The organism is Acidaminococcus nyctereutis, from assembly GCF_052216985.1.
Lineage (GTDB): Bacteria > Bacillota > Negativicutes > Acidaminococcales > Acidaminococcaceae > Acidaminococcus > Acidaminococcus fermentans_A.
Window position 1 is genome coordinate 1 of record NZ_JBQOUY010000021.1, and the last position, 15,228, is coordinate 15,228.

Annotated in this window: 13 protein-coding genes, 4 tRNA genes and 2 pseudogenes; all 19 read left to right on the top strand. The window is 52.5% G+C overall.

Translation table 11 applies throughout. The features are described from left to right. Positions 1 to 652: 652 nt before the first annotated feature. Positions 653 to 976: pseudogene (locus ACTUHY_RS09630) on the top strand (RtcB family protein); the annotation flags it as partial. A gap of 43 nt (positions 977 to 1,019) precedes the next feature. Further along, a complete protein-coding gene (locus ACTUHY_RS09635) occupies positions 1,020 to 1,934 on the top strand; it encodes a DUF4268 domain-containing protein (protein ID WP_229778450.1) in 915 nt (304 codons plus the stop codon). Between the two features lie 77 nt (positions 1,935 to 2,011). Further along, positions 2,012 to 3,349 (top strand): annotated as a pseudogene (locus ACTUHY_RS09640) (type IIL restriction-modification enzyme MmeI); the annotation flags it as partial. Next, a complete protein-coding gene (locus ACTUHY_RS09645) occupies positions 3,332 to 3,619 on the top strand; it encodes a type IIL restriction-modification enzyme MmeI (RefSeq protein WP_442827576.1) in 288 nt (95 codons plus the stop codon). The pseudogene ACTUHY_RS09640 and the gene ACTUHY_RS09645, both read left to right, overlap by 18 nt. Before the next feature lie 439 nt (positions 3,620 to 4,058). Beyond that, complete coding sequence (locus tag ACTUHY_RS09650) at positions 4,059 to 4,319, top strand: hypothetical protein (RefSeq protein ID WP_442827550.1); 261 nt, start codon at positions 4,059 to 4,061, stop codon at positions 4,317 to 4,319. A gap of 382 nt (positions 4,320 to 4,701) precedes the next feature. Then, positions 4,702 to 5,889, top strand: a complete 1,188-nt coding sequence (locus ACTUHY_RS09655; protein ID WP_442827551.1) for a pyridoxal phosphate-dependent aminotransferase — start codon at positions 4,702 to 4,704, stop codon at positions 5,887 to 5,889. Positions 5,890 to 5,910: 21 nt separating this feature from the next. Next, positions 5,911 to 6,795 (top strand): M48 family metalloprotease, encoded by an 885-nt coding sequence (locus ACTUHY_RS09660; RefSeq protein WP_442827552.1) that lies wholly within the window; start codon positions 5,911 to 5,913, stop codon positions 6,793 to 6,795. A gap of 176 nt (positions 6,796 to 6,971) precedes the next feature. Then, positions 6,972 to 7,451, top strand: coding sequence for a CarD family transcriptional regulator (locus ACTUHY_RS09665; protein WP_278675117.1), 480 nt, complete (start codon positions 6,972 to 6,974; stop codon positions 7,449 to 7,451). Between the two features lie 122 nt (positions 7,452 to 7,573). Further along, complete coding sequence (locus tag ACTUHY_RS09670; protein ID WP_442827553.1) at positions 7,574 to 8,683, top strand: PIN/TRAM domain-containing protein; 1,110 nt, start codon at positions 7,574 to 7,576, stop codon at positions 8,681 to 8,683. Between the two features lie 16 nt (positions 8,684 to 8,699). Then, positions 8,700 to 9,887, top strand: coding sequence for a 2-C-methyl-D-erythritol 4-phosphate cytidylyltransferase (ispD, locus tag ACTUHY_RS09675; protein ID WP_442827554.1), 1,188 nt, complete (start codon positions 8,700 to 8,702; stop codon positions 9,885 to 9,887). Positions 9,888 to 9,910: 23 nt separating this feature from the next. Further along, positions 9,911 to 11,383 carry a glutamate--tRNA ligase gene (gene gltX / locus ACTUHY_RS09680; protein WP_442827555.1) on the top strand — a complete coding sequence of 491 codons (1,473 nt, stop codon included), beginning with the start codon at positions 9,911 to 9,913 and terminating at the stop codon, positions 11,381 to 11,383. 17 nt (positions 11,384 to 11,400) lie between these two features. Continuing rightward, a complete protein-coding gene (gene cysS / locus ACTUHY_RS09685; RefSeq protein WP_442827556.1) occupies positions 11,401 to 12,846 on the top strand; it encodes a cysteine--tRNA ligase in 1,446 nt (481 codons plus the stop codon). Next, the gene (locus ACTUHY_RS09690) at positions 12,831 to 13,322 is read left to right on the top strand and encodes a Mini-ribonuclease 3 (protein WP_442827557.1); all 492 of its coding nucleotides are present in this window, start codon (positions 12,831 to 12,833) and stop codon (positions 13,320 to 13,322) included. Before cysS ends, ACTUHY_RS09690 begins: the two co-directional genes overlap by 16 nt. Further along, positions 13,322 to 14,026 carry an FAD-dependent thymidylate synthase gene (gene thyX / locus ACTUHY_RS09695; protein WP_442827577.1) on the top strand — a complete coding sequence of 235 codons (705 nt, stop codon included), beginning with the start codon at positions 13,322 to 13,324 and terminating at the stop codon, positions 14,024 to 14,026. Before ACTUHY_RS09690 ends, thyX begins: the two co-directional genes overlap by 1 nt. Positions 14,027 to 14,032: 6 nt before the next feature. After that, entirely contained in the window at positions 14,033 to 14,716 is a 684-nt protein-coding gene (locus tag ACTUHY_RS09700) for a hypothetical protein (protein WP_442827558.1), read from the top strand. 108 nt (positions 14,717 to 14,824) lie between these two features. Then, positions 14,825 to 14,901 (top strand) — tRNA-Asp (locus tag ACTUHY_RS09705). A 3-nt stretch (positions 14,902 to 14,904) separates the two neighbouring features. Next, positions 14,905 to 14,980 (top strand) — tRNA-Phe (locus ACTUHY_RS09710). An 8-nt stretch (positions 14,981 to 14,988) separates the two neighbouring features. After that, a tRNA-Gly gene (locus tag ACTUHY_RS09715) sits at positions 14,989 to 15,063 on the top strand. 9 nt (positions 15,064 to 15,072) lie between these two features. Next, a tRNA-Cys gene (locus tag ACTUHY_RS09720) sits at positions 15,073 to 15,146 on the top strand. Positions 15,147 to 15,228: the final 82 nt, after the last annotated feature.

The following is a 15,228-nucleotide window of genomic DNA, read 5'->3' on the forward strand; positions in this document are numbered from 1 at the left end:
TATTGGACAGCATCCATTTTGAATTGTTTGTCGAACTTCGTCATACTAAGGCCCCCTATATATACTTTTATTGTATCACTTTATGGAAAACCTCAGTTTGACTTGTCCTATTTATATGCTAGCACCAGTCCACCCATCCAGCGGGGCGGCGGGGAACGGTCAAGGCCGGGCGTCAGCCCATTCATTTCAGCCTTGACGGTTTCCTGCCGTCCTGCTACTTTTCCCGGAGTGTGGCCACACATCTGGTCACGGTGTCCAGAGCTTTGGGACTTTTTGTCCCATAGGCCGGGGGCGGAGGACGAGGGACGGGGGCTTTCATAATACGCCCTGTCTGCTGCTGAAATCAGCCCTTTGTTTCCGGCTTACCAGCCCCAAACAAAGCCCTGCTTTCCTGCCGCGTCAAATGCCCTTGCCCTCCCCGGCGGCAACGGTATTTTCAGGGCAACGCCGACAGAGCGTATAACACACTACACTTTGCTCCGCAAAGTCGTGTGCCAAATGGGGCGCTGCCCCCTTTGGAAACCCCCACAAGAAAAGGCGGTACGCTACCCCTCCACGGGGCGCATACCGCCTTTTCTTGTTATCCAGCCCTCCGGCTGTATCGGTTGAGCAAAAGTCCGCGTGGGATTGATGTGGTATCTTTAACTTTGGGAAACTCCTTATTCCCATCAACATGCGTGACGGAAGCATCCTGGCACTCGGCAAAGGCAATGCCGAGTGGAATTACTCTGCCCCGCACGGCGCAGGCCGCATCATGTCCCGTACACAGGCAATCAAAGAGCTTTCCCTCAAGGAATACCAGCAGGAGATGGCAGGCATATATACGACATCGGTAAACGAAGGCACCATCGACGAAGCTCCTATGGCCTATAAATCCCTTGATGATATCTTGGATGTCATCGGTGACACCGTGGACGTTATCGACGTGATGAAACCAGTCTATAATTTCAAGGCGGCAGAGGAGAAGCATTTCTAAAGCATCGGGAAGCAAAGTGACATATATGGAAAAACTAGGGTGCATGAAACGGATTGATGACTTGCGGTCTATCTGGCCGCATGAGGAACAGGATTTTTCAAAATGGCTTGCCCAAAAAGAAAATCTGGAACAGCTGAGTGATGCCATTGAAATTGACCTGGAGCTTGAGGAAACGGAATCTCCAGTAGGAAGTTTCAGTGTAGACATCTACGCCCGCGAAAGCGGGAGTTCCCGTGGGATTATCATCGAGAATCAGCTGGAAGATACCGACCATGATCATTTGGGAAAAATCATTACGTATGCGGCAGGGAAAGACGCTGAAATTATAGTCTGGATTGTCAAAAGGGCTCGTGATGAGCATAAACAGGCTATCGGATGGCTGAATCAGCATACGGATGAAAATATTGGTTTTTTCCTGATTGAAATTGAACTCTGGCGCATTGGGGATTCGCTGCCAGCACCACGGTTTAATGTTGTAGAACGTCCCAACGAATGGGCAAAAACGGTGAAAGCTGCAGAAACCCTGACGCCGCTGCGGAAATTCCAATTGAACTTCTGGCAGCAGTTCTGTGACTATGCCTTCGATAAAGACAGTAAGTTCAGCAAGAGCTTCTCATGCAGAAAGGCTTTCGCGACCAATTGGTACAACCTGAGTACCGGCGTATCGTCTGTGGTGGTAGAATTTACAATCAACACATCCCGCCATCGGGCGACAGCGGGCTTGTATGTTGCCAAGGGGAAGGATTGGTATAGGCAGCTGAAAGATAATCAAGATACGATAGAAAAGGAATTAGGCGCTTCCATTGAGTGGTCAGAAGGTGAAAAAGATGGACGTATGCTTTTGACCAAGGAGCTTGATGCGGCGTTTGATAGAAAAGAATATAAAAACTACTTTGACTGGTTCATGGAAAAAGCACTTCTGCTCAAGAAGATAGCCAATCAGTACAACACCGATTGAAGTGAACACGGGGGTGTTCAAAATCCCTGCTATCGTTCGATTGTATCAAATACAGACACCTTTGAGACCCGGCTTGCGGAAGCGGAAATTTTCTCACAGAAACATATATTTCACTTCGTAAGCTGGAAAATGGAATCCTAAGAGAACAGACAAAAGTCGGGGGTGCTTTTCTGGATTTCCAGGAAGAACAGTATATCAAGGTATCCATCAGTCATTTTTATGGTATAGAAATCAATGACTTTGCCGTTACGGTGGCTAAAGCTGCCTTATGGATTGCTGAAAACCAGATGATGCAGGAGACCGAAGATATCATCCATCAAAACTTAAATTTTTTGCCCTTGAAAACGGGTGCCAAAATCGTGGAAGCCAATGCTCTGCGGATTGATTGGGAAGAGGTTGTGCCCAAAGATGAGCTGAACTATATCATGGGGAATCCGCCGTTTTTGGGATTTACTTATATGAATAGGGAACAAAAAGATGACGTATTGATGATTTTTCCTAAAAAGAAGAATCTTGACTATGTTTCCTGTTGGTATAAAAAATCATATGATTATATTCAGGGTACTCAAGTAGAGTGTGCTTATGTATCAACAAATTCGATTACAGAGGGTGAGACTGTTGGACGTATGTGGGAAGATATTCCAGTAACAATAAATTTTGCATATCGAACATTTATATGGGACAGTGAATCAAGAACAAAAGCACATGTCCATTGTGTGATAATTGGTTTTGCTGATTTTAGCCGTCGAGATAAATTTATTTATTCTAATGGTGTAAGATATAAAGTACGAAATATTAACGCATATTTAAATGACGGACCTAATATACTGGTAAAAAGCAGAAATAAACCAATTTGTGACGTACCGACCATGGTATATGGAAATAAACCAGCAGATGGAGGGTATTTGATCATCGAAGCGGATGATTATGATAAATTTATTAAGCAAGACCATGACAGTAAGAGATTTATACGTCCTTTACTGGGATCTCGCGAATATCTCCATAATTTAAAACGATATTGTCTTTGGCTTGTAGGTGTGTCACCTGCGGAAATAAAGAAGCATCCACTTGTCTGTAAACGAGTTCAAAAGTGTAGAGAGAGTAGGTTATCAAGTAAGGCTGAGGCTATCCGCAAGTTTGCAAAAACACCTTCACTTTTTGCCCAAGTGACACAACCTGCTAATGAAAATTATTTGATTGTTCCACGAGTTTCATCAGAAAGAAGAAAATATATTCCTATTGGCTTTTTGCATGCGGATACTATTGCTTCAGATGCTGTTCAAATCATACCTAATGGAACACTATATCATTTTGGTATATTAGAAAGTAATATCCATATGGTATGGATGAGTGTTGTTGCTGGTCGTTTGAAAAGTGACTATCGTTATTCAAAAGACATCGTCTATAACAACTTCCCTTGGCCCAACCCCACTCCGCAGCAAAAAGAACGCATCGAGAAGTCGGCTCAAGCCATATTGGATGCAAGAGAAAAGTACAGCGATTCCTCTTTGGCCGATTTATACGACCCTGATTTCTCTTATCTGTATCCTGAACTTAAAAAGGCCCATGAAGCAAATGATCAAAATGTCATGGCTGCGTATGGATTTGCACCTACCATGGAAGAATCGGATATTGTTGCTGAATTGATGAAAATGTATCAGAAATTGACGGAGATAAAACAATAGGACATCTTCCAGATAGAACTATTGAACATTGAGACATGAGACCTTGGGCGTGAGGCGGTTTCACATCATCCTTCCGACTCCGGCCCAATGAATCATAAAAAGAAGTCAGACCCGGCCCTAACGGGCCTCGAGACATCAAAAAAGAAGTCAGAAACGGCCCCAAAGGGGCCTTGAGTCGTCAGACGTCAGCTTTTGTTCGGTTAAGCAGCAGGTCCGATCTGCTTATCGCGGGTCAATCTGACGTCTGACTTCTGAAAGGCCGGCAAAGGCCGGTCTGACGTCTTAAATCTGCTTTCTTCCTGAAAAGTCTTTTCACACCCGCCTTAGTGTAAAGTAGTTCTCGGTAAAATGAATAATCCTTTATAAAATTGCAAAAAGGAAGACCTTCATCCTATAGTATTAGTTACCACACCACTACAGATAGGAGAGAAGGTCTTCCATGAATTTTATTGTATCAGAATTCGTCAACTTAATAAGGGGTGTTTCAACGGGCTGGCTCTGGAAAAGGAGATATGGCAGCGGGGAATCCAGCTACAGTGCTAGGCTTTCGCTCAGGCTCTGGAAGATTATGATGCTGAACTGGCCAGGCAGTATGCGGGGAAGCAGGAAATCCTGCGGTTGGATTGGCGCACGGAAATCTGGAGCAGGCTCTAGCAGGGGTCTTGAGCCGTATGCCGCTGAATACCAGGAAAGAATATAAGAATGCCGTAGCTGGAGACCTTGTGCGGCAGGAGTAAGGCCAGGATATTCGGTCCTATCAAGACCTCATGCCCCCACCACCGGGCAAGCCCGGTCCCCCGCCCCTGCAGGGCGGACTTGGCCTCTGGCCTTGCTGGTTGTGCGGGTATACGTCGATTCTCCAGGAGCCGGGAGGGGACCCCCCTACCCGCTGACGTGGGTCCTTTCCCCATTTCAGGGGGACATATACCGGCGCTGATTGCTGCTCATTGCTGCCTAACTATACTGTGATGAAGGCTTTACCGAGAACTTGTTGACATATACCCCAGGGGCTGCTGTATGCGCAACAGCTCCTGTTTTTATGCTATAATGATACCAATATACTTAGAAATACAGGTGATCTTATGGTTAATGAAAAAATGTATGAACTGGGTTCGAAAAAATCCACCATCCGGACCATTTTTGAATATGGCCAGAAACGCGCCAAAGAAGTAGGGGCTGAGAATATCTGCGACTTCAGCCTGGGCAATCCCAATGTGCCGGCGCCTGATTACATCAAAGAAGCGGTCCTGGACATCATGGAGGAACTGCCGCCCCAGGCTATCCACAGCTATACGGTGGCACCGGGGAAACCGGAAGTCCGGGAGACCCTGGCCAAGGATATCAACCGTCGATTCGGCACCCATTTCACCGGGGCCAATCTCTTCATGGTGGGAGGCGCTGCAGCGGCCATCACCATCTGCTTCAAGGCTTTGGCGGAAGAAGGGGACGAATTCATCGTTTTTGCACCTTTCTTTCCGGAATACCGCTGCTTCGTGGAATCCACTGGGGCCAGCCTGAAGGTGGTGCCGGCCCGGACGGAAGATTTCCAGATCGATTTCCAGGCTTTTGAAAAACTGCTGACGCCCCATACCAAAGGGGTCATCGTCAATTCCCCCAACAATCCCAGCGGTGTCGTCTATTCGGAAGAGACCATCCGGACCCTGACGGCTCTCCTGGAAAAGAAAGAACAGGAATATGGTCACCCCATCTTCATCATCTCCGATGATCCCTATCGGGAAATCGTCTATGGGGACATCCAGGTGCCCTACATTCCTCTCTACTATAAGAATACCCTGGTGTGCTATTCGTACAGCAAATCCTTTTCCCTGCCCGGGGAACGGATCGGGTATATCGTGGTGCCCAGTGAAGTGGCGGATTTCGCGAAGGTGTTCGGAGCCATCGCCGGGGCTGCCCGGGTGGAATGCCATGTGAACGCTCCTTCTCTGTGGCAGCTGGTGGTGGCCCGATGTGCTGGGAGACCTTCCGATATCGCTCCCTATGAACGGAATGGGAATCTGCTCTACCAGGGCCTCAAAGAGGCTGGCTTCACCGTATTGAAGCCCCAGGGGGCCTTCTACCTGTTCCCTAAATGCCTGGAAGAGGATGATTATGCTTTTTGCGAACGGGCCAAAAAGTATGACCTGCTCCTGGTGCCGGGGACGGATTTCGGCTGTCCGGGCTATTTCCGCGCTTCGTACTGCATCAGTTACGATACCATCAAGAAATCCCTGCCTCTGTTCAAGAAACTGGCGGAGGAATATAAAAAGTAACAGTAAAGAGGAGGGAGCACGTTGAGCGCCCTTTTACTGATCGTTTCCTTTTTTGTCAACTATCTGCTCCTATCCCTATGGGGCCCTTTCGTCCTGCTCCTGGCGGCTTTTTTCCTGCCGCCGGATACCCTTCGGACCCTGGACGCCAATCCTGGATGGGAAAACTGGCTCTTGACAGTGATGGTCCTTCTGCCGGGCCTTTTGATGCAGTTCCCGCTTTTCCAACGGATGATGATCTTCACCAGCGGCTGGAAAAAAGCCCGGGGACCCTATCAGGAGGTACTGGAACAGGCGCTGGATCCGGTGATTCGCCGAGGCGGGCTGGAAGGGGAAAGATTCCATCTGTACATCAACCCGGAAAAATCCCTGAATGCCTGTGCCCTGGGAGACAATAACATCATCGTCAATGCGCCCATGTTCCAATATTTTACGGTGGATGAGCTGTCCGGCATCCTGGCCCACGAAATGGGCCATCTCCAGAAGGGGCATACCTGGAAGCTTCTGCTGCTCTGCGGTATGAGCACGGCCAACCGGGCCTGTTTCCGGCTGTATCGGCTGTTCCTGGCTTTTTTGATGGTGCTCCAGTTCATCCCGCTCCTGGGATTCATCCTGGTGTTTTTCTGCATGGTGATGAATCTCATCCTCCAAGTGGGGAATTGGCTGCTGGGGTGGCCGCTTACCCTGTTCAACCGCTACTGCGCCCGACAGGATGAATATGCTGCTGATGCCTATGCCTGTCAGTTGGGCCTGGGGCCGGAACTATACAGCGGATTGGCCAAACTAGATACCCTGTACCACAATCCCCAGCTGGGATTTTTCGGGAAGATGCTTTCTGACCACCCTGCTACCGATGACAGGCTGGAGAGGATCAGGGAACTGTGGGAAAAGAATCATAGGGAAGTCTGACTGGCAATGGAGAAGGGGCTGTGCGTATGCGGCAGCCCCACTTTTTTTGTAAAAAAACGTTGACAGTCATATAAGAAAAGTGTTATAATCTAAAAATTTGACTTGCTGGTTGGTTCGTGCTACAATATATACAGTTGTGGATGATGTATCGACTCTGTACGTAAGGAGGTAGCAGAATGTTTGCAGTGGGTGATAAAGTGCTGTATCCCATGCATGGAGCAGCTGTGATAAAAAATGTGGAGCAGAAGCAGATCGATGGCCATGCGGTCAATTACTTCGTCTTGAAGATGCTGCTCAGTGACATGAAAGTGATGATCCCGGAAGTCAATGTGGATAAGATCGGACTTCGGCCCATTGTAAACAAAAAAATCCTCCCCAAAGTGGAAGATGTACTGAAAGCCCGGCCGGAGAACAAGATGAAGCGGATTACCTGGAACCGCCGGTACAATATGTATGTGGACAAGATGAAAACCGGGGATATCTTTGAAGTGGCCGATGTGGTCCGGACCCTGGCTGTACAGGAAACGGAAAAGAAATTGTCCGCCGGAGAACGGAGGCTGCTGACCACTGCCAAACAGATCCTCCTCAGCGAGTTCATGCTGGTGGAGAGCGTGGATGAAGAAAAAAGTGAAAAGTGGCTGGATCAGTTTGTCTGAAAGGGGTGCACGTAAAGTGCACCTTTTTTTTTACACTTTCTTCAAAATTCTGATCCAATCTCTTTTCTTTATTTTCGTATTATTGTAAAATGGAGGATGATATTATACAAGGAGGTGAGACAATGGTTGAAAAAATCATTAAATTTGTTATCATCTTGATCTTTGCCGCTCTTGGGGTATTCCTGATGGAAATCGCCACACCGCTCTTGGGGGAATTCATTTCCTCGGACTATCTGAAGTGGGGCTTCCTGGGAGTGACACCCCTGAACCTGATCATGGGAGCCATCGGGGCCCTGGTTTTCGGATATATGGGAAAAGCTGCTGCTACGCCGCTGATCCACTATACGCTCCATTATTCGGAAATCCTGGCTTCCTATGTGGCGGATCTTCCTACCGGAGACATTTTCGTCCTGTCCATCGGGGTGATCATAGGGCTGGTGGTAGCGACGCTCCTGGGGACGGCATTTTCCCGGCTGCCCATTGTGGGACCGTATATTTCCCTGATCTTCAGTATCATGGGGGCTCTCATCGGCGCTAAAGTGGCCTTGAACAAACGCGAAGATATCCTTTTATTTTTTAACAGAGTCTGGTTTGCCCGGAATAAGGAGAATTCCCGGAAGGCCAGTGCTCGCCAAGTTTCCCGCACTTATAAACTTTTGGATACCAGCGTGTTGATCGACGGCCGGATTTTGGAAGTGATCCGTCTGGGCTTCCTGGAGGGGATCATCGTGATCCCCAAATTCGTCCTGGAGGAGCTGCAGAAGATCGCTGATTCCGGGGATACCCTGAAACGGAACCGGGGTCGGCGGGGCTTGGATATCGTCCGGTCCATCCAGGGGGACAAACAAGCTGTGGTGGAAATCGCTGACAAGGACTATGATGATGTCACGGAAGTGGATACCAAATTGGTCCGGCTGGCCAAAGAGCTGAAAGGCGTGGTGGCTACCAACGATTTTAACCTGAGCAAAGTGGCAGAAATCCAGGGCGTACGGGTGCTGAACATCAACGACCTGGCCAATGCCCTGAAGCAGGCCGTGCTGCCGGGAGAAGAACTCCAGATCTATCTGGCCAAGGAAGGCAAGGAACCGGGCCAGGCCATCGGGTACCTGGACGACGGGACCATGGTGGTGGTAGAAGGGGGCAAACGCTGTGTGAACTTCACCGTACCGGTGACCGTGACCTCCGTGCTCCAGACTTCCGCCGGCCGGATGATCTTTGCCAAACTGAAATAAGATAAGGAATGATGGGATGGACAACAAATTGGTTTGCATCATTGCTGCTGCAGGTATGGGAAAAAGACTGGGTTTGGGGTATAATAAAAATTACGCCTGTATCCGGGGCATCCCCATCCTAGTCCGCAGCCTCCATCAGCTGGACCAGGTGCCCGATGCGGCCCTGGCTCTGGTGGCGGTGGCTCCGGGAGAAGAGGAAGGGGCCCGGCAGCTGCTGGCAGAATGGCAGCCCCGGCAGTTCCCTGGCCTTGCCTGGAGAGTGGTCACCGGAGGAAAGGAACGGCAGGATTCGGTGGCCCATGCTTTGGCCCAGGTCCCGGAGGGGACCCAGTGGATAGCGGTCCACGATGGAGCCCGTCCTTTTGCGGGGCCGGAGCTCTTCCTGCGGGTCTGGGAGAAGGCCCGGGAAGAACAGGCTGCCATTGCGGCAGTCCCCTGCAAGGATACCATCAAAATGGATGATACCCAGGGCCATGTGGACCGGACCCTGGAGCGGAGCCGGCTCTGGGCGGTCCAGACTCCTCAGATCTTCCGGCGGGAACTGCTGGAAGAAGGCTTCTGCCTGGCCCAGGGATCCCATCTGGCTGTGACGGACGATGCCAGCCTGGTGGAAGCTCTGGGGCGTCCGGTGGCCTTGGTGAAAGGGTCCTATGACAATCGGAAGATCACTACGCCGGAAGACCTGGCCTGGGCGCAGGATCTGGCAGGACGCAGGGAGGGGAAAAACATGGAATTTCGCATCGGCTCCGGCTATGATGTCCATCGCCTGGTGGAAGGGCGCCCCCTGATCCTTTGCGGGGTCACCGTACCCTGGGACAGGGGACTGGACGGCCATTCCGATGCGGATGTGGCCCTCCATGCCTTGATGGATGCTCTGCTGGGAGCGGCGGGCATGGGGGATATCGGCCGCTTGTTCCCGGATACGGATGACGCTTATCTGGGGGCCGACAGCCGGAAACTGCTGGCTGCTGTGCTGGAGAAGATCCACGCTGCCGGCTGGCAGGTGAACAATGTGGATGTCACGATCATCGCTCAGCGCCCCAAGCTGGCGCCTTATGAGCCGGCTATGCTGGAGAATCTCCTGGCGGATCTGGGACTTTCCCGGGATGCGGTGAATGTCAAGGCCACCACCACGGAAAAACTGGGCTTTACCGGCCGGGGAGAAGGCATCGCTGCCGAAGCCGTGGCCAGTCTGATCAGATAAAAACCTTTTGGGAGGAAGATACAATGGAAAAGAAATTGAAAGTACGTTTTGCACCCAGCCCCACGGGACCGTTCCACATCGGGGGCGCTCGGTCTGCCTTGTTCAACTGGCTGCTGGCCCGGAAAGAGAACGGCACCATGCTGCTGCGGATCGAAGACACCGACCGGGACCGGTCCAAGCTGGAATGGGAAGCCAACATCAAGGCAGCCCTGAAATGGCTGGGCATCGACTGGGATGAAGGGGTGGATGTAGGCGGCCCCAACGGTCCTTACCGGCAGATGGAACGGCTGGATATCTACAAAAAATATACCGACAAGCTGCTGGCAGAAGGGAAGGCCTATTACTGTTACTGCACTCCGGAAGAACTGGAAGCGGAACGGGAAGCCCTTACCGCCCAAGGGAAGATGCCCCGGTACATGGGCAAATGCCGGAACTTGACTCCGGAGCAGCGGGCAGCCTACGAAGCGGAAGGCCGGAAACCCACCATCCGGTTCCGGGTGCCGGAAGACCAGGATATCGTGGTCCACGATGAAGTCCGGGGAGATGTGCATTTCGATTCCAACGGCATCGGAGATTTCGTCATCGTGAAAAGTGACGGCATCCCGACCTACAACTACGCTGTGGTCATCGACGATGCCCTGATGGGGGTCAACTGTGTGATCCGGGCGGAAGAACATCTGTCCAATACGCCTCGGCAGCTGCTGCTGTATGATGCCCTGGGGTTCGAAAAACCCACCTTCGGCCATATTTCCCTGATCCTGGGGCCGGACCACAAGAAGATGAGCAAACGGCACGGGGCTACGTCCGTGGACCAGTACCGGCAGATGGGCTATCTGCCCGATGCCATCGTGAACTTCCTGGCCCTTCTGGGCTGGGCTCCCAATTCCGACCAGGAAATCTTCTCCCGGGAAGAACTGATCCGGGAATTCTCTTTGGACCATGTGGCCAAGAATCCGGCTGTGTTCGACATCAAGAAGCTGAACTGGCTGAATGCCCACTATATGCGCCAGCTGTCCGATGAGGATTATGTGGCCTTTGCTGTGCCTTTTATGAAAGAAGCCGGCTATATGACCGGGGAAGAATCCGGTGAGAAGCTGGAATGGCTGAAGAAGGTCATCCTCACCGCCCGGGATCAGGCAGAATTCGGGAAGGAGATCCCCGAAAAGGTGGCCCTGTACTTCACCGATGAATTCGCTTTCGAAACGGCGGAAGCGGAAGCCGTCCTGAAAGAAGAAACGGTGCCCCAGGTCATGGTCCTGTTCCTGGAGAAACTGGCAGCTGCAGAAAATCTGGACCATGCCAGCACCAAGGCCCTGTTCAAAGCGGTCCAGAAGGAAACCAAACTGGGAGGCAAGAAAGTATTCATGCCCGTCCGTGTGGCCCTTACCGGCAACCAGCATGGACCGGAACTGGCGGAAATGATCCCGCTTCTGGGTAAAGACCGTGTGGCAGCCCGGATCCGGGGCAGCCTGGCCAAGGCCGGCGTGAGCCTGTAAAAAGAAAGGAGACTCTCATGAGCATCCGTGTATATAATGATATGACCCGGCAGAAAGAGGAATTCGTCCCTCTGCATCCGGGGAAAGTCGGCATCTATGTGTGCGGGGTCACCCCCTACAACCATCCCCATATCGGCAACGCCCGGCCTTTTGTGGTCTGGGATGTGATCCGCCGGTTCCTGGACCATGAAGGGTACGATGTGACCTATGTGCAGAACTTCACCGACGTGGACGACAAGATCATCCGGGCCGCCAACGAAGAAGGCGTGACTTGGGATGTGATCGCCAACCGGTATATCAAAGCGTATTTCGAAGTGATGGACAAGCTCCATGTAAAGCGGGCCCATATCTATCCCCGGGTCTCCGAACACATCCCGGACATCATCCATACCGTCCAGCAGCTGATCGACAACGGCTACGGCTATGTAGTGGACGGGGATGTGTACTATCGGGTGGAAAGATTCGAACACTACGGAGAATTGTCCGGCCGGAAGCTGGACGACATGATGGCCGGGGCCCGGGTGGACGTGGACGAGCGGAAAGAGAACCCCATGGATTTCGCCCTGTGGAAATCTGCCAAACCGGGAGAACCGGCCTGGGACAGCCCCTGGGGCAAAGGACGGCCGGGCTGGCATATCGAATGTTCCACCATGAGCACCAAGTACCTGGGCAACACCCTGGATTTCCATGGGGGCGGCAGCGACTTGATCTTCCCGCACCATGAAAACGAAATCGCCCAGAGCGAAGGGGCTACAGGAGTCCATCCGTTTGTCCGGTACTGGGTCCACAACGGATTCATCACCATCAATGAAGAAAAGATGTCCAAGTCCCTGGGGAACTTCAAGACGGTCTATGACCTGCTGAAAGAATATGAACCGGAGACCATCCGGTACTTCATCCTGAATACCCATTATCGCAGTCCCCTGGACTTCAGCCAGGAACGGCTGGCGGAAGCGGGACGGAGCCTAGAACGGCTGCGTACGGCCCAGAACAACCTGCGGGAGATCCAGCAGGTGATCACCGTGGGACCGGATGCAGAAAGCCTGGCCCTTCGGGACAAAGTGGCAGAACTGCGCCAAGGTTTCTTCGACGCCATGAGCGACGACTTCAACACCTCCCTGGCCATCAGCTATCTGTTCGCCCTGGCCAAGGAAATCAATGTGTACCATAACGCCATCCTCAGCGGGACCAAGAAACCCGATGGCAAACTGGTGGAACAGATCGCTAAGGCCTGGAAGGAAATGCTGGACGTGATCGGGATCTTGGAAAATGAACCGGCTGCCAACGGAGAAGGGGGCGCCGTGAGCAACGAGGAAGCAGAGATCGCTGCCAAGATCGAAGAACGGCAGGCCGCCCGGAAAGCCCGGGATTTCGCCAAAGCCGATGCCATCCGTGACGAACTGGCTGCCAAAGGGATCATCCTGGAAGACACACCCCAGGGCGTACGGTGGAAGAGAAAGTGAGATACGAACAGTATCAGCGGCTCCTGGACCATGTGCTGGCCACCTGCGGAACGTCCCAGACCCTGCCGGAACCCCGGCTGATCCATCCGGTGGAACTGGCCTATATCGGGGATGCGGTGTTTTCCCTGTACGTACGGATGCGGCTTTTGCCGGTCAGCAGCCATGTACAGGTGCTCCACGACCTGGCCAGCCGGATGGTGTCTGCGGTGATGCAGGCCAAGGCCATGGATGAAATGGAAAAAGCCGGGATCCTGACAGAAGAGGAAGCCCAGATCGCCCGCCGAGGCCGGAATACCAAGAGCACCGTGCCAAAAAGCGCCAGTGTCCGGGAATACCGGCAGGGTACGGCCTTTGAGGCCCTGATGGGCTACCTGTATCTCTTGGACCGGAAAGACCGGCTCCAGGCCCTGATGGACCGTTCCTTTGAACGGATCCGCCAGGCCATGGAGGAGGAAAGGAAACAGAAAAGAAAATGATGCATGTGAAACTGCTCCGCTATACCCCTGAACCGGATCGGACCGTGGCCATGAGCGCCCGGCTCTGCTATTCTCCCATCGGGGCGGCAGAACTGGAAACCAAGATGACCGACCAGGAAGTGGCCAGCCTGGTGCGCCGGCTGGGCCAGATGGGGCACACCTCTACCTTCGAGCATGTGAGCTTCACCTTTGCCATCGAAGGGGTGTCCCGGGTACTGACCCACCAGCTGGTGCGCCACCGGATTGCTTCCTACAGCCAGCAGAGCCAGCGGTATGTGAAGGAACACGATTTCGAGACCATCCTGCCGCCTACCCTGGCTGCCCGGCCCGAATGCAAAAAAGAATTCGAAGAGCTGTGCGGCAGGATCCAGGAGCTGTACAACAAATGGACGGAGGCGGGGGTGCCGGCGGAAGATGCCCGGTACATTTTGCCCAACGCGGCGGAGACCAAGATCGTGGTCACCATGAACGCCCGGAGCCTGCTCCATTTCTTCCAGCTCCGGTGCTGCAGCCGGGCCCAGTGGGAAATCCGTGCCCTGGCTTGGGAAATGCTCCGTCAGGTGAAAGCCGTGGCCCCCATCCTCTTTGAAAAAGCGGGCCCTACCTGCGACAGCGACCGAGTCTGCCATGAAGGGAAAATGAGCTGCGGACGGCTGGAAAAACTCCTGGCCCAGGATGCGGCCGAAGCCGGGGAGAAGGCGTGACCGGCCATGGGGTACAAACCAATCGAAGAGATCCAGCAGGAGACCCGCCAGTGGGGTTTCATCCAGGGGCTGCCGGAACAGGTAGGGCAGTTCTCCAAGAAGCTGGTGGACACCATCGACGGCCAGATCCTGACCATCTGCCGGTATGAGGCCCCGGAGCTCCGGGCTCGGCTGGATATCATCTACACCTCAGAAACTTTTGACTATATCGTGGTCCATACCATGGGAATGAATTCTTACAGGGACATCCGGTTCATCTACAAGGATAGGGATGTGTTCGCCAAAAACGTGGAAGCCTATCTGTCCGGGATCCTCCACAGTATGGAAGACCCCACCAGTGTGAACCTGGGGGAACAGGTGGCGGAGCACGGGATCCTTACCTGGAACTACGGCAACAGCCTGCCGGAAAAAATCGGCCCCTTCGAGCTGTACATCAAGCCGGCCCATGCCATCGAGCATATCAACGGATCCATCATCCTGATCGACTATTCCAATTTCGACCGGATGGATCAGCTGATCATTATGTACAACCGGCTCCGAGACCAGTTCTTCGGGGAAGTGAAGATCAACTCCGTATTTCACGCTTCCATGGATTTCGACAGCCGGAACCTGAAAGAGCTGGAAGCCAAGCTGAAGGAGCATCTGGAAGAGACCCTGGAAAAAGTGGATCAGGCAGATCATACCATTTAGCGTATGACGTATGACCTATGACGTATGACCTGTGGCGAAAAAGCTCTTGACTTTTTTGCCACAATCTTCTATACTATACAAGTCGGCGCTTGAAAAGGCAGCCGCAACGGCTCAGTAGTTCAGTTGGTTAGAATGCCGCCCTGTCACGGCGGAGATCGTCGGTTCGAGTCCGTCCTGGGTCGCCAATTGCCTCGGTAGCTCAGTTGGTAGAGCAAAGGACTGAAAATCCTTGTGTCCGCAGTTCGATTCTGCGCTGAGGCACCATTCTTTAGGCGGAAGTAGCTCAGTGGTAGAGCATCACCTTGCCAAGGTGGGGGTCGCGAGTTCGAATCTCGTTTTCCGCTCCATTTTCATATGGCGACGTAGCCAAGCGGTAAGGCAGAGGTCTGCAAAACCTTTATCCCCAGTTCGATTCTGGGCGTCGCCTCCAGATGGAAGTCAAAAGGGGCTGTGAAAAAATGATCCTTCATTTTTTCACAGCCCCTTTTAGTCTCGAGACCCCCAAACGGGGC